Here is a 22,804-nt window from a genome sequence, read left to right on the forward strand (position 1 = left end):
GGTCTATCGCGGCGCCAGGAAACCCACCGGTCCGGCGGCCAGGCACACCGACAGCGCCGCGGTGGCGGCGCGGGCGGTGATCATGTCGCCGGCTCCTGGCATCCGGACGTACACGCGGTTGAGGCCCGGCCGCACCGGCACCTTGACCTCGTCACCGTCGGACATCGACAGCATCATCGAACCGTCGCTGTTGGCGAGGTAGTTGATCTCGACCGTCCAGTCCGCCGGTAGGAGCGGGCCGTCCAACGGCATGTGCGCCGGGAAGTCGGGCTGCACCAGGTAGCCGCACTGCGGATCGGGACCGGGCCGGATCGCGCGCACCCACGTCACCAGGGCGTCCACGACCCGGCCCTGCGGGTCGAGCATCCGCAGATCGGTTGTCGCCGAGGCGAACTCGGGCCGCTCGGGTAGCAGCGCGAACATGTGCGAGGCCAGGTTCTCCGGCCAGGCCACCCGTTGCAGCACCAGGGGATCGACTTCCTGGTCGAGCATCGGCGCATCCGAGGTCCGGTAGGCCTCGGCCAGACCGGCCTGGGCATTCTGCAGGTAGCTCTTGGTCGGGTTGTCGCGCCAGCTGACCAGGAACGTCGCCGTCGAATACAGGCAGCTCGCGACGAATCCCGTTGCGACACAGGCGACGAGCACAGACCTGCCCCTCGAGCGGTCCAGCCGGGCGGTGCCGGGCCGGTTGGGTGCGCACAGCGCGACCGCGCCGAGCAGCGCCAGCATCACCACCAGGTCCGGCAGATAGCGCAGCGTCTGCGCCAGTTCGAGCGCGGTGAACCGCGACGACCGCATCAGATAGATCGGCACCTGGCAGGCCACCGCGTAGCCGGCAGCTGCCAGCCACACCACGCCGATCCGCTGCTTGCGCACCAGCGACAGTGCCAGCACGGCGGCCAAGACCACCCAGCCGAGGACCATCACCGCCACCCCGGGCGTGCCCCACGGGGACGCGGGTGCCCAGCGCTGCCAGTCCCACGGCCCGCCGACCAATCCCGGCACGATGCCGTGGGTCACCGAGCGTGCCAACAGATCCCACGTCATCGCCAGGTCGAAACTCCACCGCTGCTGATCGACGACCACCAGGTACACGCCGATCCAGGCGGCGGTCAGCGCCGCGGTGGCCGCCCACAGCCGCGCGCCGCGCCGCCAGACGTGCCGCACGGGCGTAGCAGTACCGGTGACGTGGAAGTACAGTGCCGCGACGACGAATGCGGCGAACGGAATGATGCCCGACTTCTCGAAGAACAGCAGCGCACCGAAATACACCAGCGCGCCCGACACCGCGTAGCGCGGCCGCCCGGTCCGCACCAGCAGGATCGCGTCAGCGCACACCCATGCCAGCGCGGCGATCATCGGCAGCGCGTTCAGCGCCGCGGCCCACCACGCGAACGACGGCACCGCCAGCGGGGTGAACAGCGCAAAAGCCAACGGCGCCAACAACACCGGGCGCCAACCCAGGATCACCCACAGCGCGCGCAGCAGCGCCAGTGCGGCGAGCAACGCGAGCACCACCAGGCTGACCGCCGGCCCCACCCAATTCAGCGGCGCCAGCCGCGTGATCGCCCCCGCCACCAGGAACGCACCGGGCATCACGTGGCCGTCGTGGTCGTCGAACAGATAGCCCGGGGACAGCAGCGGCTGCGTCCCGGCGCGGCCGACCAGGATCAGGTCGTCCCAGTAGAAGTAGCCGCCGAACGCCAGCACCGCCCGGATCACCAGGTGCAGCGCGATCAGCGCGACCGCGGTGCGGGCGACCCAGTTCCGCGCGCCCGTCAGCGGGCCGCCTTCGCGGTCGGATAGGACTGGCCTGCCGCCTGTCGTGCCGACCACGCCGAGGCGACCATGTCGGTCAACGAGTGCCGCATCTGCCAGTCCAGATCCCGTGCGGCCAGGTCCCCGTTGGCGACGATGCGCGCCGGGTCCCCGGGGCGGCGCGGCGCGATCTCCGGTTCGAAGTCGACGCCGGTGACCTCCCGCATGGTCGTCATGATCTCCCGCACCGACGTGCCCGACCCACTGCCCAGGTTGTAGACAGCCTCGATGGGCCGGCCTTCGTCGAGTCGGCGGGCCGCGGCGACGTGGGCGGCGGCGATGTCGGAGACGTGGACGTAGTCGCGCACGCAGGTGCCGTCGGGGGTGGGGTAGTCGTCCCCGTTGATCCGCGGGGTCTGACCGCGCAGGAGCATGTCGAACACCAGCGGGAAGAGGTTGAACGGGCTGACGTCGAACACGGCGTCGGATCCCGAACCGACCACGTTGAAGTAGCGCAGGCTCGTGTGGCGCAGGCCGGTCGCGGCGCCGACGTCGCGCAGCAGCCACTCACCGATCAGCTTGCTCTCGCCGTACGGCGACTCCGGGCCGGTGCCGGTGCTCTCGTCGACGACCTCGCCGGACGGCGTGCCGTAGGTGGCCGCGCTGGACGAGAACACGAACCTGTCGACGCCCGCGTCGGACGTGGCGTTGAGCAGCGTGACCATCGCCGACACGTTCTGCTCGTAGGTGTGCAGCGGACGCTGCACCGATTCCCCGGCGTACTTGTACCCGGCGATATGAATGACGCCGGTCACCTCGTACGTGTCCAGGGTGGCGCGCACGGTGTCGCCGTCGAGCAGATTCGCCTGCACGAAGGGCACCCCCTCGGGGATGAACTGCGCCAGCCCGGTGGACAGGTCGTCGATCACGACGGTGGGCAGCCCCGCGCCGCGCAGCGCGCGCACCACGTGTGCGCCGATGTATCCGGCGCCGCCGGTCACCAACCAGGTCACGATGTCTCCTTCGTCGGGGAGGGTCGGTATGCCACCGTAACGAGTGCGCCCAGGTGCACGGCGATGCCCAGCAGCGGACCGCACAGCAGCGCCACGATCGTGCGGGCCTCGAGGTCCAGCGGCAGCAGGAGGAGCAGCGCCGCCACCACCGTCGCGATGACCCAGCCCGAGGCGTACGCGCGGTGCAGCGCGGCAGCCACTGTCGCCGCCCCGGTCAGCGTCAGCAGCGCGATGGCCACCGCAGCGGCCGTCAGCCATGCCAGCAGCGCTCCGTCGGCGTCGTATTGGGTGCCGAACGCCGCCCGCAGCAGCCACGGTCCGAACGCGCCGGCCAGCACCACGCCCAGCGCGCCGAGCGTGACGACCACCGCGGTCGGTGTGAGCAGCGCCCGCAGCCGGCGGGCGCGCTGGTCGACGAAGTGGGCGATGAGATTGCCCTGCATCGCGGTCAGCGGCACCAGCAGCGGCGCACGCGTCAGGGTGACCGCGAGGATCACCACCCCGCCGGCCGCGCCCAACTCGTCGGAGGTGGCCTGCAGCAGCACCGGGAAGCCCATCACCAACACCGCCGATGCGCCCGACGCCGCGATCGAATGGCCGGTGCCGCGCAGGAACGCGCGCGTGCCGCCGGGGGTGAGCAGTGGGGCCGCCGCACGCGTGGTCGGCGACACTGCGAGCATCAGCAGCCACGCCCACGCGCCGGCCACGCTGGCCCACAGGTAGCCGCCCAGACCCCAGCCCAGAGCGAAGCCCGCGGCGGCCACCACGACCCGTAGCACGGCGTCGGTGACCATCAACGCGCCGTACTGGGACCACCGGTCCAGGCCCGCCAGCAGCCCCAAAAGTGTGGTGTGCACACAGAATCCGGCCAGCCCGAAGCACAGCAACACGATGCTGAGCCGCTGCTGCTCGACGAACACGTGGCCGGCCCACAGGGGCGCCGTCGCGCCGATCACCGCGGCCGCGCCGATCCCGACGCCCGCCGCGACACCGATGGGACGCGTGCGTTCGACGGGGGCCGGTGTGTAGGGCGCCGACCGGACCTCGCGGGTGGTCTCCTGCAGCAGCCCGAACGAGGCGCCGCTGACCAACCCGAACGCGCCCCAGAACACGCCGAACACGGAGAAGCCGGCGGGTTCGAGATCGCGTGCGGCCAGGTACAGCACCGCATATCCGCACAGCGCGGAGGCCGCGGTGGCCACCCCGACGCGGACCACGCTGCCCCGGGTGACGGCGCCGGCAGGACCGGCCGTCGCGTCGGTCACGCCCACACGTCCAGGGCCGGCAGTTCTTTCGAGTACAGCCAGGCCTGCCACAACGGTCGCAGCGAGGAGTCCGAGTAGTGGGCGGCCAGCCCGGTGAAGTCGTCGGTGACGGCGGTGGAGTGCCGGTACCGGGACGTCCAATCCTTCAGCAGCGCAAAGAAATCGGTGTCGCCGAGCTGCTTGCGCAATGCGTGCAGGGTCAGCGCGCCGCGCTTGTAGACGCGGTCGTCGAACATGTCCTGCGGTCCGGGGTTGGCCAGGACCATGTCCTGCGGCGAGTCGGCGAGCTTGGCGTAGTAGTGGCGGGCCAGTTCGTCGGCGCTGCGCCCGCCGCTGTGCTGCGACCACAACCACTCCGCGTAGCAGGCGAAGCCCTCGTGCAGCCAGATGTGGCGCCACCGTTGCGCGGTGACCGAGTTGCCGAACCACTGGTGCGCCAGTTCGTGGGCGATGAGCCGCTCGGCGGCGCCCTGGCCGTCGCAGTGATTGGCGCCGAAGATCGAAATGCCCTGCGCCTCAAGGGGAATCTCGAGCTCATCGTCGGTGACCACCACGGTGTAGCCGGTCGACAGCGGGTAGGGGCCGAACAGTTCGACGAACAACTTCATCATCTTCGGCTGCTGGGCGAAGTCGTGGTCGAAGGCGCGGCGCAGATGGTCGGGTATTACGGCCGCCATCTCCACACCGTTCTTGGTCATCCGGTGTCTGCGATACATGCCGATCTGCAACGTGATCAGGTACGTCGAGGTCGGCTCGGTCTGTTCGTAGACCCAGGTCGTCATGCCGGCGCGGGCGCGCCGGCTGACCAGCTCGCCGTTGGCCAGCGCGTAGTACGGGCTCTCGGTGGCCACCCGGATGCCGAAGCTGGCCTTGGCGGCCGGGTGGTCGTCGCACGGGAACCACGACGACGCGCCGTTGGGTTGCCCGGCCACCAGCACACCCTCCGTCAGCTCCTCGAAACCCACTTCGCCCCAAGGGGTTCGGACCGGTCGCGGGTTGCCGCCGTAGCGCACCGCGATCGTCATGGCAGCGCCGGCGGGCAGCTTGTCGGGCAGCGTGATGTGCAGCTTGTTCCCGGTCGCGCGGAACTGCGCGGGCCGGGCCCCGTTGACGGTCACCTTCGACACCGTCAGCGCCGCGGACAGATCCAGTGAGAACGACTTGAGCTGAGCCAGCGCGACGGCGGTGATGGTCGCGGCGCCGCTCAGCCGGTTGCTGGCGACCTTGTAGTCGAGCTCGAGTTCGTACCGCGACACCCGGTAGCCGAAGTTCCCGGTACCGGGCAGGTACGGATCGATGACCGGCGCCGACGCCTTCGACCGCCTGCTCACGCCGCCGCGGACTTCTTGGATTTGGCGCCGCCGTTCTGCGCGCCCTTCTTGCGACGCGCCGTCCACGGCGCGATCGGGTTGCCCTGCCAGCGGGTCGATGCCGGGACCTCGTCGCCGCGCACCACCAAGGACGCCGGACCCACGGTGGCGCCGGCGCCGATGCGGGCGGCCGGCAGCGCGACGCAGTGCGGTCCCAGCGTGGCCCCTGTCTCCACCGTGACGGTGTCCATCCGCATGATCCTGTCGTGGAAGAGGTGGGTCTGCACGACGCAGCCGCGGTTGACCGTGGATCCGTCGGCCAGGGTCACCAGATCGGCTTCGGGCAGCCAGTAGCTTTCGCACCAGACACCGCGGCCGATCGACGCGCCCAGCGCCCGCAGCCACACGTTCATCACCGGCGTGCCGGCGGCGGCGCGCGCGAACCATGGTGCCGCGACCGTCTCGACGAACGTGTCGGCGACCTCGTTGCGCCACACGAACGACGACCACAGCGGATGCTCACCGGCGCGGATCGGACCAACGATCAGCCATTTGGCGATCACCGCGACCGCGCCGGCCACCGCCCCGACCGTCAACAGGACCGCGCCGGCCACCGGCACCGTCCACCACCATCCGAGCTGCACCGCGACCGCCTGCAGCGCGCCGAGCACCGCGACCCCGAGCGCGAACGTCACGATGACCGGCACCACCCGGCAGGTCTCCACGGCGGCGCGCAGCGCCTTGAGGCGCGTCGACGGCGCGAACGTGCGCAGCGCGTCGGCCGCGGTGGGCCGGCGCCGCAACCGCACCGGCGGGCTGCCCAGCCACGACGAGCCGGTCTTGGCTTTGGTCGGGGTCGCCGACAGCACGGCGACCAACCCGTCGTCGGGCACCCGTCGGCCCGGTTGGGTGATGCCCGAGTTGCCCAGGAACGCGCGCTTGCCGACGGTGGCCCGCGCGACGTGGATCCACCCGCCGCCGAGCTCGTAGGACGCCACCATGGTGTCGTCGGCCAGGAACGCGCCGTCCTCGATCACGGTGAACTTGGGGATCAACAGTGCCGTCGAGATCTCGGTGCCGTGACCGACCTGCGCGCCCAGCAGCCGCAGCCACACCGGGGTCAGTAGGCTCGCGTAGATCGGGAACAGGTAGTTGCGGGCCGCGTCCATCAACCGTTCGGTGGCCCACAGCTGCCAGCCGCAGCGACTGCGGACGGGGTGGTAGCCCTCGGTCAGGCCCAGCCCGAGCACCCGCACCCCGAGGACGGTCAGCGCGGCGTAGACCAGCAGCGCGGTCAGCGTCGCCGGTACCAGCCACAGCAGTGCCGGCGCCACCGCCGCGGTCACCGTGTCGGTGCCGCGCACCGCCCAGCCGATCACGGCCAGCCCGGCGCCCAACGCGACCAGCGGCAGGGCGGCCAAAACCAGCGACGTCATCCCGAACACCACCGCCCACTGCGGTGCGCGCGGCGGGCGGTGGTCCGGCCACGGGTGCCGCGCTTTGCCGGACTTCACCGCCGGTGAACCCTTCCAGTACTGCGCGTTCTTGACCTTGCCGACCACCGCCGAACCGGGGGCCACCGCGGCGTTCTTGCCGACGACGGCGCCGGGCAGCAGCGTGGTGCGCGCGCCGACGGCGGCGTCGTTGCCGACGGTGATCGGGCCGACGTGGAACTGGTCGCCGTCGATCCAGTAACCGGTGAGGTCGACCTCGGGCTCGATCGAGCAGCGGTGCCCGAGTGTGAGCATCCCGGTGACCGGGGGCGCCGAATGCAGGTCCACCCCCTGGCCGACCGAATTGCCCAGGGCGCGTGCGTAATACACCAGCCACGGGGCGCCGGCCATGTTCTCGGCGCCGCTGGCGGCGGCCAGGCGTTCGGCCAGCCACACCCGCAGATGCTCGTGGCCGCCGCGCCGGTAGGTGCCCGGCGCGAGGCTGCCCACCAGGATCCGCGCGCCGAACGCCGCGATGCCCATGCGGCCCAGCGGCGTGACGAACAACAGGAAGCCGGCCAGCACCCACCACCAGCTGACCGGGCGGGCCCAGCCGACGAGATCCAGCGCGGCGGCGACGTTGTTGGCCAGCAGCAGCCACACCACCCACTGTGCGCCGGACAGGACGGCCAGCGGCAGCGTCGCGAGCACCTGCACCGCCTGCGACCAGCGCGGCACCGGCGTCACCGTCCTCGGGGTGACCTCGGGCGCCGGCGCCATCTCGTCGAGGTAGGCCGCCAACGAGCCCAGCCGGGGGTGGTCGTAGAGGTCGGCGACGGTCACCTGCGGGTAGCGGGCGCGCAGCGCGGCGATCAGCTGCGCGGCCGACAGCGAGCCGCCGCCGAGGGCGAAGAAGTCGGCTTGGGGCCCGTCGACCGGCGCGCCGAGCACGTCGCGCCACAGCCCGGCCAGCCAGCCCGCGGTGCCGGCCAGGTCGGTGGCGTCGGCGTCGCGGTCGTCGCCGACGGGCCAGGGCAGTGCGTCGCGGTCGACCTTGCCGGAGGTGCGGGTGGGCAGTTCGTCGACCACGGCCAGTCGCGGGACCAGCGCGGCGGGCAGCTGCTCGGCCAGCTGGACGCGGGCTGCCGCGACGTCGAAACCGGCCGGGTCGGCGGCCACGACGTAGCCGACCAGCACCGGTGTCCCGCTGCGGGTGCGCCGCACCGCGGCCGCGCCGCCGGCCACGCCGGGCAGATTGACCAGCGCGGTGTCCACCTCGCCGAGTTCGATGCGCCGGCCGCCGACCTTGACCTGGTCGTCCGCGCGACCCAGGAAGTACAGACCGTCGGCTTCCAGCCGCACCATGTCGCCGCTGCGGTAGGCCCGGCTCCACGCGAGCGACGGCATGGGCGCGAATTTCTCGGCGTCCTTGTCGGGGTCGAGGTAGCGGGCCAGTCCGACGCCGCCGATGACGAGCTCGCCGGATTCTCCGATGCCGACCGGTTCACCGGCCGCGTCGACGACCGCGAGGTCCCAGCCCGGCAGCGGCAACCCGATGCTGACCGGACCCTCACCCGTGAGCCGGGCCGCGCACGACACCACCGCGGCCTCGGTGGGCCCGTAGGTGTTCCACACCTCGCGCCCGACGCCGTCGGGACCGGCCGCCAGCCGCTCGGCCAGTTCCGGTGGGCAGGCCTCGCCGCCGAAGATCAGCAGCCGCACCGACTCCAGCGCCTCCGGCGGCCACAGAGCCGCCAACGTCGGCACCGTCGACACCACGGTGATGTCGCGGGACACCAGCCACGGGCCCAGGTCCATGCCGCTGCGCACCAGCGACCGCGGGGCCGGCACCAGGCAGGCGCCGTGGCGCCACGCCAGCCACATCTCCTCGCACGACGCGTCGAACCCGACCGACAACCCGGCCAGCACCCGGTCTCCCGGGCCCAGGGGCGCGTCCCGGCAGAACAGCGTGGCTTCGGCGTCGACGAACGCCGCCGCGCTGCGGTGGGTGACCGCGACACCCTTGGGCGTGCCGGTGGACCCGGAGGTGAAGATGATCCACGCGTCGTCGCGGCTCAGCGGCGACGCGGCGCGCCAGCCGCGCGACGAGCCCGGCCCGCGGATCAGGCCGCGCTCGGTGATCACGGCGACGACGTCGGCCTCGGTGAACACCAGCTCGGCGCGCTCGGGTGGGTCGTCGGCGTCGACCGGGACGTACGCGGCGCCGGCGGCCAGCGTCGCCAGGATGGCGACGTAGAGCGCGTAGCTGCCCGACGGCATCCGGATCCCGATCCGGTCGCCGCGTCCGATGCCGCGCGCCGCCAGCCACGCCACGCTGTCCTCGATGTCGCTGACCATCTCGGCGTAGGTCAGCTGCACCTCGCCGTCGTCGAGCGCGGGTGCCTCCGGATGCCGGCGCGCGGTATCGAACAGGATGTCGATCAGCGTGCGCGGCGGCGGCGCCTGCGCAGACAGGAGGAACTGGGCCGGAATCTGCGGCGTGAAATCCGCTGCTGTCACGGGTACAGACCCTAGGCGTCTTCGGCGGGCTGTTGTGTCCGGGCGGTCCGGCGTGCGCGTGTCGGCCACCGCCCTGGCAGAATGGCCCCGATTGGAGGGGAGTATTCCTTCGCCGCGGTGTCGTCATCACGTCGTCCGTCGTCGGACGACCGGTGTCGCGGGTCGCCCGTCACGGGCGATGGAAGAGACCTCCGGCGTTGAGACGACGACCGGAGGTTGAATTTGAACGTCAGCGGGCTCGAGTGGGCGATCACGCTCACGGTGACCATCGCAATCCTGCTCTTCGACGTGATCGTGATCGGGCGGCGGCCGCACGAACCGTCGCGGCGCGAAACGGCGACCGCGCTGAGCTTCTATGTGGGACTGGCCATCGCGTTCGGCCTGTGGACGTGGTTCTTCCACGGCAGCCAGTACGGCGTGGAGTTCTTCGCAGGCTGGCTCACCGAATACAGCCTTTCGGTGGACAACCTGTTCATCTTCTTGATCATCATGGCCAGCTTCAAGGTGCCGCGGATCTACCAGCAGCAGGCGCTGCTGGTCGGCATCATCCTGGCGCTGGTCTTCCGCGGCATCTTCATCGCGCTCGGCGCGGTGGCCATCCAGCGGTTCTCCTGGGTGTTCTACCTGTTCGGCGCGTTTTTGATCTACACCGCGATCAAGCTGATGCGAGACACCGAGCACGACGACGACGCCGACAACGCGGTGGTGCGGTTCGCGCAGAAGCGGCTGAAGTTCACCGATACCTGGGACGGGCTGCGGCTGTGGGTGAAGGAGAACGGCAGCCGGGTGATGACGCCGATGTTCCTGGTGATCGTCGCGCTGGGCACCACCGACCTGCTGTTCGCGCTGGACTCCATCCCGGCGATCTACGGGCTGACCCGAGAGCCGTACCTGGTGTTCACCGCCAACGTGTTCGCGCTGATGGGTCTGCGCCAGCTGTACTTCCTGCTCGGTGACATGCTCAAGCGCCTGGTCTACCTGTCGCAGGGTCTGGCGTTCATCCTCGGCTTCATCGGCGTCAAGCTGCTGCTGCACGCCCTGCACGAGAACGAGCTGCCGTTCATCAACGGCGGTGAGCACGTGCCGGTGCCGGAGATCCCCACCCTGGCCTCGTTGGGCGTCATCGTCGTCACGCTGCTGATCACCACTGCCGCCAGCCTGTACAAGACGCGGGTGCACGACGTGCGCAACGGCGGCACGGCGCAGCCGTCCCCGGAACCGACCACCGACGCCGGTCCGCCGCGCTGATTGGGCTCGGGGTGATCCCAACCGTCGTGGGTGCGCGGGCGCCCGGCTAGCGTGTGCCGGTGCGGCTTTTCGTTTCGGATGACACCGGTGTGCACGAGCTGACCGACGGCGCCGATCAGGCGGTCGTCCGGGTCAGCGCCCGCGACCTGCAGCAGGCCCGGCGGACGTGTCAGCGCATCCGCGCCCGAGCCGCGGACACCGCCGCGATTCTCGACGTCGCGGTGGCCGTCGCCGACGACTACCGCTCCGCGCGCAGTGCGATCTCCGCGGCCGCCCCGGACACCGTGCAGTACGCGGGCACCGTCGAAGGACTGGTGGGTCTGATCGCCGACATCGGCTCAGCCGGCGTGGCCGACGGGGTGACGCTGATCGCCGCGTCGCCGCAGCAGGATGTCGCGGCGCTGGGTCGCGCGGTGCTGGACCGGCTGCCGGCGCTGGCTCACCAGTTGTCGTAGCCGCCCTCGGGGCCGAGCATTCGTTCCAGGCGCGTGCGGTTGATGCGCGCCAGTTCGTTGCGCACGATCTTGCGCTCGGTGTCGTGGTCGTTGTGCAGGCGGTCGCGCATGGTGGCCAGCATCGTTTCGGCGCCGCAGCCGTTGACGAACATCACGAAACCGAATCCGAAGTGCTCGAGATAGGTCTTCGAGGCGGCGGCCAGCTCGGCCATCACCTCGGGGCGGTGGTCGGTGATGGCGCACTGTTCGGCCGCGGACTTCTCGCTGCCCGGCCGGCGCCCGACGTCCGGGTAGGCCTGCAGGATCGAGTCGATCGACTCCTCGCTCAGCCCGAACAGCAGCTCGTCGGCCAAGCGGAACAGCTGGTCGTGATTCTCGAACGGCCGTGCCCGCGCCAGGTCGGCGGCCAGGGGCACGCTGTAGCAGCACTCGAAGACGCAGTGCACGGCCCTGCGCAGCGGCAGGGCATTGAACGCGTCGAGCCCAATCCCTTGATGCAGCAGCACCCCGTAATGATCGGAAGCGCAGGGGACAGCGGCGTTACGCCGTGTTACAGGCAGGCAAATTTGTCGCGCTGGGCTGGTGGCTTGGGTCGCTTGAGTGGCGGCGCGGGGCTGGTGCGTCGCAGACGTCACTTCTGTCCCAGCTATCCACGTTTTGCAGCGACCTACTCGCACTTTCGCTGCAAAAAGCGGATAGGTGGGGCTTTTGAGGCCCAAGCGACGCAAGCGACCTGTGACCCCAGGCGCCCGGGGCTCAGTAACCCCAGGCGCCCCAGGCTCAGTGACCCCAGGCGCCCGGGGCTCAGTGACCGGAGGTCTTGAACCGCTCGATCGAGCGCTTGACCTCGGTTTCGGCCTCTTCGCGTCCCACCCAGTCCGCGGCCTTGACGAACTTGCCGGGCTCGAGGTCCTTGTAGTGCACGAAGAAGTGCTTGATGGCGTCGAGGTCGAACTGGTTCACATCGCCGATGTCCTGGATGTGGTCCCAGCGCGGGTCCGCCAGCACGCACAGCACCTTGTCGTCGCCGCCGGCCTCGTCGGTCATGCGGAACATGCCGACCGGGCGCGCCTCGACGACGCAGCCCGGGAACACCGGCTCCGGCAGGAGCACCAGCGCGTCCAGCGGGTCGCCGTCCTCGCCGAGGGTGTCCTCGATGTAGCCGTAATCCGTGGGGTAGCCGAACGAGGTGAACAGGTAGCGGTCCAACTTCACCTTGCCGGTTTCGTGGTCCACCTCGTACTTGTTGCGTGACCCCTTCTGGATCTCGATGAGGACGTCGAACTGCACCGCCGCGACTCCTAGGTGTGTATGTGCTCGGCCAATGACTGGGGGTCGTCTGTCGACGACGCGGGTTAACCCTAGACGAGCGATACCCTGCACTACATGCGGCCCACTCGGTGGCGACGATCCACCTTCGTGATCCTCGGCCTGGCAGTTGTGCTGCTGGTGGCCGTGGTGGCCGCGGCGACGGTGGTGGCGGCACGCCAGCCCGGCGAGCAGGTGGCCGTGCCGCCCGCCCCCGCTCCGGCGTCGGCGCAGCCGGCGGTGGTGCCGGTGACCGACTCGGCGGCCAAGCCGACGTCTCGCGGCCTGGCCGCCGCGCTGGCCCCCGTGCTTGCCGACCCGAACCTCGGCAGATTCACCGGCCGTATCTCCGACGCGATGAGCGCAGAGGTGCTCTGGGAGCAGGGCGCGCGCATCCCGATGCAGCCCGCGTCGACCAACAAGACGATGACGGCAGCGGCCGCGCTGCTGGCCCTGGACCGTCAGGACCGCCTCACCACGCGGGTGGTGACCCCGTCACCGGGTGTGGTGGTGCTCGTCGGCGGCGGCGACCAGACGCTGTCGGCCGCACCGCACGGCGAGGACACCTGGTATCGCGACGCGGCCCGCATCGTCGACCTGGCCGACCAGGTGCGACGCAGCGGTGTCGCGGTCAGGACGGTGCAGGTCGACGTCAGCACCTACCGCGGCCCGTCGATGGCCGTCGGCTGGGACCCGCTCGACATCGACGGCGGCGACATCGCGCCGATGGAGTCGGTGATGCTCGACGGCGGCCGCACCCAGCCCGTCACCGTGGAGTCCCGACGCTCGAAGACCCCGGCTCTGGACGCGGGCCGCGCGCTGGCGGCCGCACTGCGGGTGGATCCGGCCACGGTGACGGTGCTGCCGTCGGCCGCCCGCGGCCGCGAGATCGCCGCGGTGCAGTCTCCGCCGCTGATGCAGCGGCTGCGCGACATGATGAACTTCTCCGACAACGTGATGGCCGAGTCGATCGGCCGCGAGGTGGCCGCCGAGCTGGGGAAACCGCAGAGTTTCGACGGCGCCGCCGAAGCCGTGCTGGCCACGCTGAAGAAGGCCGGGATCGACACCGCGGGAGCCAGACTGCTGGATTCCAGCGGACTTTCGGTCGACAACCGGCTGACGGCGGCCACCCTCGACGAGGTCGTCACCGCGGCCGCGGGTACGGAGAGCCCGCAACTGCGCCCGCTGGTCGACCTGCTGGCGATCGCCGGGGGCAGCGGCACGCTGTCCTACCGCTACCTCGACACCGACGCCGCCGGCTATCTGCGCGCCAAGACCGGATCGTTGACCGCGACGAACACGCTGACCGGCATCGTCACCGACGCCGACGGCCGGGTGCTGACGTTCGCGCTGCTGTCCAACGACGCGGGCCCCACCGGCCGCACCGCGCTCGACAAGTTCGCCGCGACCCTGCGAACGTGTGGGTGCCGCAAGTGAATCGGCCCGCGAAAACCACGTTCAGCGTCGGGCGCGCGGTGGACTGGGAACTGGCCGCCACCCTCGGCGGCAAGCTGGCCCGCCCGGAACCGCCGGCCACCGACTACACCCGGCGCCAAGCCGTCGAGCAGCTCGCCGAGTCCGCGCGGGCATCGGAGATCCCGGTACGTGAGGTCACCGGCCTGATCGAGGGCGGCGAGATCCCGGAGGCCCGAATCGTCGACCGGCCGCAGTGGATTCGCGCGGCCACGCAGTCGATGAGGGTGATGACCGGCGGAAGCGATACCGACGCCAAGCCGGGCATGATCAGCGGCCGCATCGCCGGAGCGCAGACGGCCGCGGTGCTGGCGTTCGTGTCTTCGGGAATCCTCGGCCAGTACGACCCCTTCGGTGTCGACGGGGGAGAGCTGCTGCTGGTCTACCCCAACGTGATCGCGGTCGAACGGCAACTGCGGGTGGTGCCCGAGGACTTCCGGATGTGGGTGTGTCTGCACGAGGTCACCCACCGCGTGCAGTTCCGCGCCAATCCCTGGCTGGCCGACCACATGTCCAGCACGCTGGCGGTGCTCACCGAGGACGCCGCCGACGACCTGACGCAGGTGGTGTCCCGGCTCGCCGAGTATGTGCGCGGCCGCAGATCCGCAGCGCCGGATGCGAATTCGGCGGGTGTGCTGGGTCTGCTGCGCGCCGTGCAGTCCGAGCCGCAGCGCGAGGCGCTGGACCGGTTGCTGGTGCTGGGCACGCTGCTGGAAGGCCACGCCGAGCACGTGATGGACGCCGTCGGGCCCGCGGTGGTCCCGACGGTGGCGACCATCCGGGCCCGCTTCGACCAGCGTCGGCAACGCAAACAGTCTCCGCTGCAACGGATTGCGCGTGCGTTGCTGGGTGTGGACGCGAAGATGAGCCAGTACACCCGCGGCAAGGCCTTCGTCGACGAGGTGGTGGGCACGGTCGGGATGGCGCGCTTCAACACTGTGTGGACCGACGCCGACACCCTGCCGCGTCCCGCCGAGATCGATGTGCCGCAGCGATGGATCGACCGGGTGCTGTAGCGCAGGTCCGCGCCGCGGTCGCGCAGTTCGCGCGCGACCACCAGCCGGATCCGGCCGCGTGGTGTGTGGCGCTCTCCGGCGGCGCGGACTCGCTGGCGTTGACCGTCGCCGCCGCCGCGCTGCGGCCCACCACGGCGTTGATCGTCGACCACGGGCTGCAGCCGGACTCGGCGACGGTAGCCGCAACCGCGCGCGGACAGGCACTGTCGGCGGGTTGCGTTGACGCGCAGGTGATTTCGGTGCGGGTGGGCACAGCCGGCGGGCCGGAGGCGGCAGCCCGCGCGGCCCGGTACGACGCGCTCGAGAGGACCCGCGACGGCCGGCCGGTGCTGCTGGCGCACACCCTCGACGACCAGGCCGAGACGGTGCTGCTCGGGTTGGGTCGCGGCTCGGGTCCCCGCTCGATCGCCGGGATGCGGCCGCACGACCCGCCCTGGTGTCGTCCGCTGCTCGGTGTGCGCCGCACGGTGACGGTCGCCGCGTGCGCGGAGGCCGGGGTGACGGCATGGCAGGACCCGCACAACAGCGACCCGCGCTACACGCGGGTCCGGCTGCGCACCGAGGTGCTGCCGCTGCTCGAGGAGGTGCTGGCCGGCGGGGTGGCCGAAGCGCTGGCGCGCACCGCCACCGCGCTGCGCGAGGACGGCGACACACTCGACGAACTGGCCGACGCGGCGCTGGCCGGTCTCGGCGCGCAACCGGACGTCGCGACGCTGGCGGCGCTGCCCGGCGCGGTCCGGCGGCGTGTCCTGCGCGGCTGGCTGCTCGCTCACGGCGCGTGCGACCTGACCGACAAACACATCCGCGGCGTCGACGCGCTGGTCACAGCGTGGCGCGGCCAGGGCGCGGTCGCGGTGCCCGGCACCGGCCGCCGCGAGCGGTTGTTCGCCGGCCGGCGGGGCGCCACGCTGCGGCTGCACCGCGAACCGGTCTGACCGGGACACCGGGGCGGGTGGACGCGTCGGTCCCCGCTACGCTGGGGCCCGTGGCTGCGAACGCTGGTCAGTTGTATGCCGGGGATATCAAGTCGGTGTTGCTGTCGGAGGAGCAGATTCGTTCCAAGACCGAAGAACTCGCGGCCCAGATCGCCGACGAGTACCGGGACGCGCTGGCCACGCCCGGCAGCCAGGATCTGCTGCTGATCACCGTGCTCAAAGGCGCGGTCATGTTCGTCACCGACCTGGCCCGCGCCATCCCGCTGCCCACGCAGCTGGAGTTCATGGCGGTCAGCTCCTACGGCTCGTCGACGTCGTCGTCGGGTGTGGTGCGCATCCTCAAAGACCTCGACCGCGACATCAACGACCGCGACGTGCTGATCGTCGAGGACATCGTCGACTCCGGGCTGACGCTGTCGTGGCTGCTGCGCAATCTCGCCACCCGCAACCCGCGATCCCTTCGGGTCTGCACCCTGCTGCGCAAACCGGAGGCGGTGCGCGCCGACGTCGACATCACCTACGTCGGCTTCGACATCCCCAACGAGTTCGTCGTCGGTTACGGCCTCGACTACGCCGAGCGCTACCGCGACCTGCCCTACATCGGCACTCTGGAACCGAAGGTGTACGAAGGGCACTGAGGAGCGCACAATGCGGGCATGGCCGACACCGCGCTGAGGATCTGCCCGTTCTGTGAAGCGACCTGCGGGCTCACGCTGACCGTGGAGGCCGGGCGCGTCACCGGCGCCCGTGGCGACCGCGACGACGTGTTCAGCGCCGGCTTCATCTGCCCCAAGGGCGCGAGCTTCGGTGAACTCGACAACGACCCCGACCGGTTGAGCGCACCGCTGATCCGCCGGGACGGCGTCCTCACCGAGGCCGGGTGGGACGAGGCGTTCGCCGCCGTGGCCGCCGGCTTCGGCGACGTCGTCTCCACACACGGCGGCGCCTCGGTCGGCGTGTACCTCGGAAACCCCAACGCGCACACCGTCGCCGGCTCGCTCTACCCGCCGCTGATCATCCGCGCGCTCGGCACCCGGCAGGTGTTCTCGGCCAGCACGCTCGACCAGATGCCCAAGCACGTCGCGCTCGGGCTGATGTTCGGCAACCCGGTCGCGTTCACCGTGCCCGACCTCGACCGCACCGACTACCTGGTGATCATCGGCGCCAACCCCCTGGTGTCCAACGGCAGCCTGGCCACCGCACCGGACTTCGGCGGCCGCCTGCGCGCGCTGCGGCGTCGTGGCGGCCGGCTCGTGGTGATCGATCCGGCGCGCACCCGCACCGCCGAGCTGGCCGGCGTGCACCTGGCTCCGCGCCCGGGCACCGACGCGGCGCTGCTGTTCGCCGTGGTGCACGTGCTGTTCGACGAGGACCTCGTGGACCTGCGCCATCTGTCCGACGACGTGGCCGGCCTCGAGCAGCTGCGCGAGCTGGCTGGCGATTTCGGGCCCGACAAGGTGGCGGCGTACTGCGGCGTCGACGCCGACGCGATCCGCCGCCTCGCCCGCGAGCTGGCCGCCGCGCCGAGCGCCGCGGTGTACGGCCGCATGGGCACCTCGACCGTCGAGTTCGGCACGCTGGGCAACTGGCTGGTCGACGTCGTCAACGTGTTGACCGGCAACCTGGACCGGCCGGGCGGGGTGATGTTCCCGTGCTCGCCCACGGCCCCGCGCCCACGCCGCGGGGGCCGCGGATGGCGCACCGGCCGCTGGCACAGCCGCGTGTCCGGCCATCCGGAGGTGCTGTCCGAACTGCCGGTGGCCGCGCTGGCGGAGGAGATCGAGACGCCCGGCGACGGCCAGATCAAGGCGATGATCACCATCGCGGGCAACCCGGTGCTCTCAGCGCCCGACGGCGACCGGCTGGACCGCGCGCTGGCCGGTGTCGACTTCATGGTGAGCGTCGACCCGTACCTCAACGAGACCACCCGGCACGCCGACGTGGTGCTGCCGCCGCCGGCGCCGTCGCGCAGCCCGCACTTCGACTTCGCGCTCAACGGCCTGGCGATCCGTAACAACGCGCGCTACTCACCGCCGGCGCTGCCGCTGTCGGACCGCCCGGACGAAGCCGAGATCCTGTCGCGGATCGCGTTGGCGCTCTATGGAATCGGTCAGGACGCCGACCCCGCGCTGGTCGACGAGCAGGTCATCGCGACGACGCTGGCCAAGGAGAGCACCGACCCGGACTCACCGGTCGCCGGGCGCACGGTCGACGACCTGCTCGCGCAGCTGCCGGCGGGCCGCGGCTACGAGCGCCGCCTGGACATGATGCTGCGGCTGGGCGCCTACGGCGACGCGTTCGGCGCGCGCCCCGACGGGCTGACGCTGGCCCGGCTGATCGCCGCCCCGCACGGCATCGACCTCGGCCCGCTGCAGCCCCGCCTGCGCGAGGTGCTGCGCACCGAGTCCGGCCGCATCGAGCTGGCCCCGCCGGCGTTGGTCGCCGACACCGCACGTCTGCGGGCGGCGCTGACGTCCACACCGGCCGGCCTGGTGTTGATCGGCCGGCGGCATCTGCGGTCGAACAACAGTTGGATGCACAACCTGCCCGCGCTGGCCGGCGGCACCAACCGGTGCACGCTGCGTCTGCATCCGGCCGACGCCGCCGATCTCGGCGTCACCGACACCGCGCGCGTGAAGGGTCCCGGCGGGGAACTGGTGGTGCCGGTCGAGCTCGACGACGGCATCCGTCGCGGCGTGGTGTCACTGCCGCACGGCTGGGGCCACGACCGCGCCGGCACAGGTCAGCGGGTGGCCGCGGCCGCGCCGGGCGTCAACGCCAATCAACTCAACGACGGGGCGACGCTGGATCCGCTGTCGGGCACCGCGGTGCTCAACGGCATCCCGGTGCTCGTCGAAGCCGTCAGGTGAGCTCCCAGATCACCGTCACCGCGAACCCGACGGTCTGCTGACCGGGCTCCAGCGGCACGGCCGCCTCCATCGCGCGTGGCGCAGCGGGCATCATCGGTACCGGCGGGGTCGGGCCGCCGGACTCGTTGATCGAGATGACCTTGCCCAGCGTCAACCCCGACAGCTGCGCGTACTGCTGCGCTCGGTCCTGCGCGTCTTCGAACGCACGGGCGCGCGCGTCGCGGACCAGCTGCGAATCGTCGTCGATCGAGTAGCTGATCGAGTTGACCCGCGCGGAGTTCCCGCCGGTCTCGACCACCAGCCCGATCGCGTCGGAGGCCTTGGCGAGGTCGCGGATCTTGATGTTCAGGGAGTTGGTGGCCCGGTACGCCGTGATGGTCGAGTTGTCCGACCCGCCGAACTGCGGCTGCAGGCTGGCCTCGGTGGTCGCCAGGTCGCTGCGGTCGATACCGAGTCCCACCAGGGCGTCGATGATGGCCTGCGCCCGCTCGTTGGTGTCGTTCATCGCGGAGGTGGCGTCCGGCGCCAGCGACTCCATCGATGCGTTGACCGTCAGCGTGTCCGGGGTGCCCTGCACTTCACCTTCGCCGACGACGGTCACCTGCCGGCTGTCCGAACTCGGTGCCGGGGTCGGGCCGGCCTGGGCGTCACACGCGGTCAATGCTGCGATCAAGAGTCCGACGGCAGCGACGATCTTGACTCTCATGCACGGCAGAGTAGTCAGCCGGGGTGTACCTGCGAGAGGAACTCGATCAGCAGGCGTGTCACGTCCTCGGGTCGCTCCTCGGGCAGCCAGTGCCTGGCGCCGTCGATCATCACCTCGCGGTAGTCGCCGGTCACCACTTCGCGCACGCGGTGGCGCGGGGTGTAGGCCAGGGTGGCGTCGGCGCTGCCGCCGATGAACAGCGCGGGCACGTCGACGGTCGGCGCCTCGGTGTGCGCGGTCAGCTCCCAGTTGCGGTCGAAACAGCGGTACCAGTTCAGCGGGCCGGTGAAGCCACCCCGGGTGAACTCGTCGACGTAGACGTCGAACTCCGCAGACGTGAGCCAGCCGGGCAGCCCGCCCGGTTCGGGGAGGCGATCGAGGAAGCCGGTCGGCTCGGCGGCCACCTCGCCGTCCACCGCGCCCATCGCGAACAGCCGGCGGAACGTCGTCGCCGGGTCGCGGGCGAGCTCGGCGTCGGCCGGGCCCGACTCCTGGAAGTAGAGGATGTAGAAGAACTGATCGCCGAAGATCCGGCGGAACGCCTGAGTGGTCGGCACCTTCGGCCGCGGCACCGGCGGCAGGCTCAGCCCCGCGACCGCGCGGAACCGGTGCGGGGCCAGCAGCGGCGCCGCCCACGCCACCACCGCGCCGAAGTCGTGGCCGACCAGCACCGCCTGCTCGGCGTCGACGTCATCGAGCAGGCCGACGACGTCGGCGGTCAGCTCGTCGACCGAGTAGGCCCTCACGTCGTTGGGCTTGTCCGATCCGCCGTAACCGCGCTGGTCAGGGGCCAGGACGTGGTAGCCGGCAGCCGCCAGCGCCGGAATCTGGTGACGCCACGTGAACGCGAGCTCGGGGAACCCGTGGCAGAGCACCACCACCGGAGCGCCGCGCTGCCCGGCCTCGAGCACCCGCAGTGTGACACCGTTGGTTCGCACCATCCGAGCGCGCACGAGAAACCTCCGTGAACTCCGGGCTCCAGCCTGATCGTTCCCTCCGCTAGCTCCGGGCTCCAGCCTGATCGTTCCCTCCGTGAACTCCGGGAACTGCCAATCGTTGGTCTAGCGGTAGCCTTGACTATTCCAGCTGCGCATATTGGAAGGATTTGTTGGCGGGGACGTCCCGTCGGCTGTACACATTGATGAACCGTATTCACTCATGAACCGCAAGAATGTGATCCGCACGCTCACGGTGATCGCCGTGGTGCTGCTGCTCGGTTGGTCGTTCTTCTACTTCAGCGACGACACCCGCGGCTACAAGCCCGTCGACACATCCGTCGCGATGGCGCAGATCAGCGGCGAAAACGTCGAGCGCGCCCAGATCGACGACCGGGAACAGCAGCTGCGCCTGGAGCTGAAGAACGGCAACAGCGACACCGAAGACAGCAAACAGATCATCACGAAGTACCCCACCGGGTTCGGCGTGCCGCTGTTCGAGGAGCTGCAGGACAAGAACGTCAAGGTCAATACCGTCGTCAATCAGTCCAGCATGCTCGGCACCCTGCTGATCTACATGCTGCCGCTGCTGCTGCTCGTCGGTTTGTTCGTGATGTTCTCCCGCATGCAGACCGGCGGCCGGATGGGCTTCGGGTTCGGCAAGTCCAAAGCCAAGATGCTCAGCAAGGACATGCCCAAGACCACCTTCGCCGACGTCGCCGGCGTGGACGAGGCGGTCGAGGAGCTCTACGAGATCAAGGACTTCCTGCAGAACCCCACCCGGTATCAGGCCCTGGGCGCCAAGATCCCGCGCGGTGTGCTGCTCTATGGCCCGCCCGGCACCGGTAAGACGCTGCTGGCGCGCGCAGTCGCCGGAGAGGCCGGCGTCCCGTTCTTCACCATCTCGGGTTCGGACTTCGTCGAGATGTTCGTCGGCGTCGGCGCCTCCCGTGTGCGCGACCTCTTCGAGCAGGCCAAACAGAACAGCCCGTGCATCATCTTCGTCGACGAGATCGACGCCGTCGGCCGCCAGCGCGGCGCCGGCCTGGGCGGCGGCCACGACGAGCGCGAGCAGACCCTCAACCAGCTGCTCGTCGAGATGGACGGCTTCGGCGACCGCCAGGGCGTCATCCTGATCGCGGCCACCAACCGGCCCGACATCCTCGACCCGGCGCTGCTGCGTCCCGGCCGCTTCGACCGCCAGATCCCGGTGTCCAGCCCGGACCTCGCCGGCCGTCGCGCGGTGCTGCGGGTGCACGCCCAGGGCAAGCCGATCGCCCCCGACGCCGACCTCGACGGGCTGGCCAAACGCACCGTCGGCATGTCCGGTGCGGACCTGTCCAACGTGATCAACGAGGCCGCGCTGCTGACCGCCCGCGAGAACGGCACCGTGATCACCGGCGCCGCACTCGAGGAGGCCGTCGACCGCGTCGTCGGCGGGCCACGCCGCAAGAGCCGCATCATCAGCGAGCAGGAGAAGAAGATCACCGCCTACCACGAGGGCGGTCACACCCTGGCGGCCTGGGCGATGCCCGACATCGAGCCGATCTACAAGGTGACGATCCTCGCGCGCGGGCGTACCGGCGGCCACGCCGTCGCCGTCCCCGAAGACGACAAGGGTCTGATGACCCGCTCGGAGATGATCGCCCGGCTGGTGTTCGCGATGGGCGGCCGCGCCGCCGAGGAACTCGTGTTCCGCGAGCCCACCACCGGCGCGGTGTCCGACATCGAGCAGGCCACCAAGATCGCGCGCGCCATGGTCACCGAGTACGGCATGAGCTCCAAGCTGGGCGCGGTGCGCTACGGCACCGAGCACGGCGACCCGTTCCTCGGCCGCACCATGGGCACCCAGGCCGACTACAGCCACGAGGTCGCCCGCGACATCGACGACGAGATCCGCAAGCTCATCGAGGCGGCCCACACCGAGGCGTGGGAGATCCTCACCGAGTACCGCGACGTGCTCGACACGCTGGCAGGGCAGCTGCTCGAGAAGGAGACGCTGCACCGCAACGAGCTCGAGACCATCTTCGCCGACGTGCGGAAGCGTCCCCGGCTGACGATGTTCGACGACTTCGGTGGCCGCATCCCGTCGGACAAGCCGCCCATCAAGACGCCGGGCGAGCTCGCGATCGAGCGCGGCGAACCGTGGCCCAAGCCGGTGCCCGAACCGGCGTTCAAGACGGCCATCGCGCAGGCCTCGAAGGCCGCGGCCGAGGCGGCCGCCAAGAACGGCAACAACGGCACCAACGGCACGCCCGCCGGCCCCACCCAGCCGGACTACGGCGCCCCCGCCGGCTGGCACGCGCCGGGGTGGCCGCCGCCTCCGCAGCAGCCGCAGCACCCCCAGCAGCAGCCGCCGCAGCGTCAGCCGCACGGCGCGCCGCAGCAGCACCCGCAGCAGGGGTACTGGTATCCGCCGTCAGGTGGCTGGCAGGGCGCCCCGCAGCCCTACTACCCGCCGTACCAACCGCAGCCGCAGCCCGGTCAGAACGAACAGGGTCATGAGAACGGCAGGGACAACGGTCGCAACGACGCTCCGCGTCGGGACTAGGCCCGCCG

The 22,804-nt window shown here is 70.9% G+C and carries 17 protein-coding genes; 8 read left to right on the plus strand and 9 right to left on the minus strand.

From position 1 onward, the window contains the following. Positions 1–3 precede the first annotated feature (3 nt). The 5 genes from ACQI46_RS09340 to ACQI46_RS09360 are packed head-to-tail and all read right to left on the minus strand — an operon-like array spanning position 4 to position 9,299. Positions 4–1,782, minus strand: coding sequence for a hypothetical protein (locus ACQI46_RS09340; RefSeq protein WP_427093922.1), 1,779 nt, complete (start codon positions 1,780–1,782; stop codon positions 4–6). Next, the gene (galE, locus tag ACQI46_RS09345; RefSeq protein ID WP_427093701.1) at positions 1,779–2,771 is read right to left on the minus strand and encodes a UDP-glucose 4-epimerase GalE; all 993 of its coding nucleotides are present in this window, start codon (positions 2,769–2,771) and stop codon (positions 1,779–1,781) included. Before galE ends, ACQI46_RS09340 begins: the two co-directional genes overlap by 4 nt. After that, a complete protein-coding gene (locus ACQI46_RS09350; RefSeq protein WP_427093702.1) occupies positions 2,768–4,036 on the minus strand; it encodes a hypothetical protein in 1,269 nt (422 codons plus the stop codon). Before ACQI46_RS09350 ends, galE begins: the two co-directional genes overlap by 4 nt. Continuing rightward, positions 4,033–5,367: a M1 family metallopeptidase gene (locus tag ACQI46_RS09355; protein ID WP_427093703.1), complete on the minus strand. Its 1,335-nt coding sequence runs from the start codon at positions 5,365–5,367 to the stop codon at positions 4,033–4,035. The genes ACQI46_RS09350 and ACQI46_RS09355 overlap by 4 nt, the downstream gene beginning before the upstream one ends. Beyond that, complete coding sequence (locus tag ACQI46_RS09360) at positions 5,364–9,299, minus strand: Pls/PosA family non-ribosomal peptide synthetase (protein WP_427093704.1); 3,936 nt, start codon at positions 9,297–9,299, stop codon at positions 5,364–5,366. The genes ACQI46_RS09355 and ACQI46_RS09360 overlap by 4 nt, the downstream gene beginning before the upstream one ends. 222 nt (positions 9,300–9,521) lie before the next feature. Here ACQI46_RS09360 and ACQI46_RS09365 point away from each other — a divergent pair, with 222 nt between their 5' ends. Both ACQI46_RS09365 and ACQI46_RS09370 read left to right on the plus strand, forming a co-directional pair. Further along, positions 9,522–10,547, plus strand: coding sequence for a TerC family protein (locus tag ACQI46_RS09365; protein ID WP_427093705.1), 1,026 nt, complete (start codon positions 9,522–9,524; stop codon positions 10,545–10,547). A gap of 59 nt (positions 10,548–10,606) precedes the next feature. Next, positions 10,607–11,002: a hypothetical protein gene (locus ACQI46_RS09370; RefSeq protein ID WP_427093706.1), complete on the plus strand. Its 396-nt coding sequence runs from the start codon at positions 10,607–10,609 to the stop codon at positions 11,000–11,002. On the opposite strand, the gene ACQI46_RS09375 is transcribed toward ACQI46_RS09370, so the two are convergent. Together ACQI46_RS09375 and ACQI46_RS09380 are read right to left on the minus strand one after the other, a co-directional pair. Beyond that, the gene (locus ACQI46_RS09375; protein WP_427093707.1) at positions 10,987–11,508 is read right to left on the minus strand and encodes a 2-oxo-4-hydroxy-4-carboxy-5-ureidoimidazoline decarboxylase; all 522 of its coding nucleotides are present in this window, start codon (positions 11,506–11,508) and stop codon (positions 10,987–10,989) included. The genes ACQI46_RS09370 and ACQI46_RS09375 overlap by 16 nt on opposite strands. 298 nt (positions 11,509–11,806) lie before the next feature. After that, positions 11,807–12,292: an inorganic diphosphatase gene (locus ACQI46_RS09380; protein ID WP_427093708.1), complete on the minus strand. Its 486-nt coding sequence runs from the start codon at positions 12,290–12,292 to the stop codon at positions 11,807–11,809. A 96-nt stretch (positions 12,293–12,388) separates the two neighbouring features. On the opposite strand from ACQI46_RS09380, the gene dacB reads away from it, so the two are divergent. Genes dacB through ACQI46_RS09405 form a run of 5 tightly spaced genes read left to right on the plus strand, consistent with a single transcriptional unit; the run spans position 12,389 to position 18,604 of the window. Continuing rightward, positions 12,389–13,747 carry a D-alanyl-D-alanine carboxypeptidase/D-alanyl-D-alanine endopeptidase gene (gene dacB / locus ACQI46_RS09385; RefSeq protein WP_427093709.1) on the plus strand — a complete coding sequence of 453 codons (1,359 nt, stop codon included), beginning with the start codon at positions 12,389–12,391 and terminating at the stop codon, positions 13,745–13,747. Next, complete coding sequence (locus tag ACQI46_RS09390; RefSeq protein ID WP_427093710.1) at positions 13,744–14,799, plus strand: zinc-dependent metalloprotease; 1,056 nt, start codon at positions 13,744–13,746, stop codon at positions 14,797–14,799. The genes dacB and ACQI46_RS09390 overlap by 4 nt, the downstream gene beginning before the upstream one ends. Beyond that, complete coding sequence (gene tilS, locus ACQI46_RS09395; RefSeq protein ID WP_427093711.1) at positions 14,778–15,734, plus strand: tRNA lysidine(34) synthetase TilS; 957 nt, start codon at positions 14,778–14,780, stop codon at positions 15,732–15,734. Before ACQI46_RS09390 ends, tilS begins: the two co-directional genes overlap by 22 nt. Next, complete coding sequence (gene hpt / locus ACQI46_RS09400) at positions 15,629–16,372, plus strand: hypoxanthine phosphoribosyltransferase (RefSeq protein WP_427093712.1); 744 nt, start codon at positions 15,629–15,631, stop codon at positions 16,370–16,372. Before tilS ends, hpt begins: the two co-directional genes overlap by 106 nt. Positions 16,373–16,390: 18 nt before the next feature. Next, entirely contained in the window at positions 16,391–18,604 is a 2,214-nt protein-coding gene (locus tag ACQI46_RS09405; protein WP_427093713.1) for a molybdopterin-dependent oxidoreductase, read from the plus strand. Here ACQI46_RS09405 and ACQI46_RS09410 read toward each other — a convergent pair. After that, positions 18,597–19,310, minus strand: a complete 714-nt coding sequence (locus ACQI46_RS09410; protein WP_427093714.1) for an SIMPL domain-containing protein — start codon at positions 19,308–19,310, stop codon at positions 18,597–18,599. The genes ACQI46_RS09405 and ACQI46_RS09410 overlap by 8 nt on opposite strands. A 14-nt stretch (positions 19,311–19,324) precedes the next feature. Further along, the gene (locus ACQI46_RS09415; protein WP_427093923.1) at positions 19,325–20,251 is read right to left on the minus strand and encodes an alpha/beta fold hydrolase; all 927 of its coding nucleotides are present in this window, start codon (positions 20,249–20,251) and stop codon (positions 19,325–19,327) included. A gap of 217 nt (positions 20,252–20,468) precedes the next feature. On the opposite strand from ACQI46_RS09415, the gene ftsH reads away from it, so the two are divergent. After that, the gene (ftsH, locus tag ACQI46_RS09420; RefSeq protein ID WP_427093715.1) at positions 20,469–22,796 is read left to right on the plus strand and encodes an ATP-dependent zinc metalloprotease FtsH; all 2,328 of its coding nucleotides are present in this window, start codon (positions 20,469–20,471) and stop codon (positions 22,794–22,796) included. Positions 22,797–22,804 lie beyond the last annotated feature (8 nt).

The sequence above is a fragment of the Mycobacterium sp. SMC-4 genome, from assembly GCF_050205565.1.
In the GTDB taxonomy this organism is placed as follows: Bacteria; Actinomycetota; Actinomycetes; order Mycobacteriales; family Mycobacteriaceae; genus Mycobacterium.

What these genes read in the sequence shown, in the direction of transcription:
- ftsH (WP_427093715.1), top strand. Translation starts at nt 20,469, where the DNA reads ATGAACCGCAAGAATGTGATCCGCACGCTCACGGTGATCGCCGTGGTG.
- ACQI46_RS09405 (WP_427093713.1), top strand. Translation starts at nt 16,391, where the DNA reads ATGGCCGACACCGCGCTGAGGATCTGCCCGTTCTGTGAAGCGACCTGC.
- ACQI46_RS09410 (WP_427093714.1), bottom strand. Translation starts at nt 19,310, where the DNA reads ATGAGAGTCAAGATCGTCGCTGCCGTCGGACTCTTGATCGCAGCATTG.
- ACQI46_RS09415 (WP_427093923.1), bottom strand. Translation starts at nt 20,251, where the DNA reads ATGGTGCGAACCAACGGTGTCACACTGCGGGTGCTCGAGGCCGGGCAG.
- dacB (WP_427093709.1), top strand. Translation starts at nt 12,389, where the DNA reads ATGCGGCCCACTCGGTGGCGACGATCCACCTTCGTGATCCTCGGCCTG.
- tilS (WP_427093711.1), top strand. Translation starts at nt 14,778, where the DNA reads ATGGATCGACCGGGTGCTGTAGCGCAGGTCCGCGCCGCGGTCGCGCAG.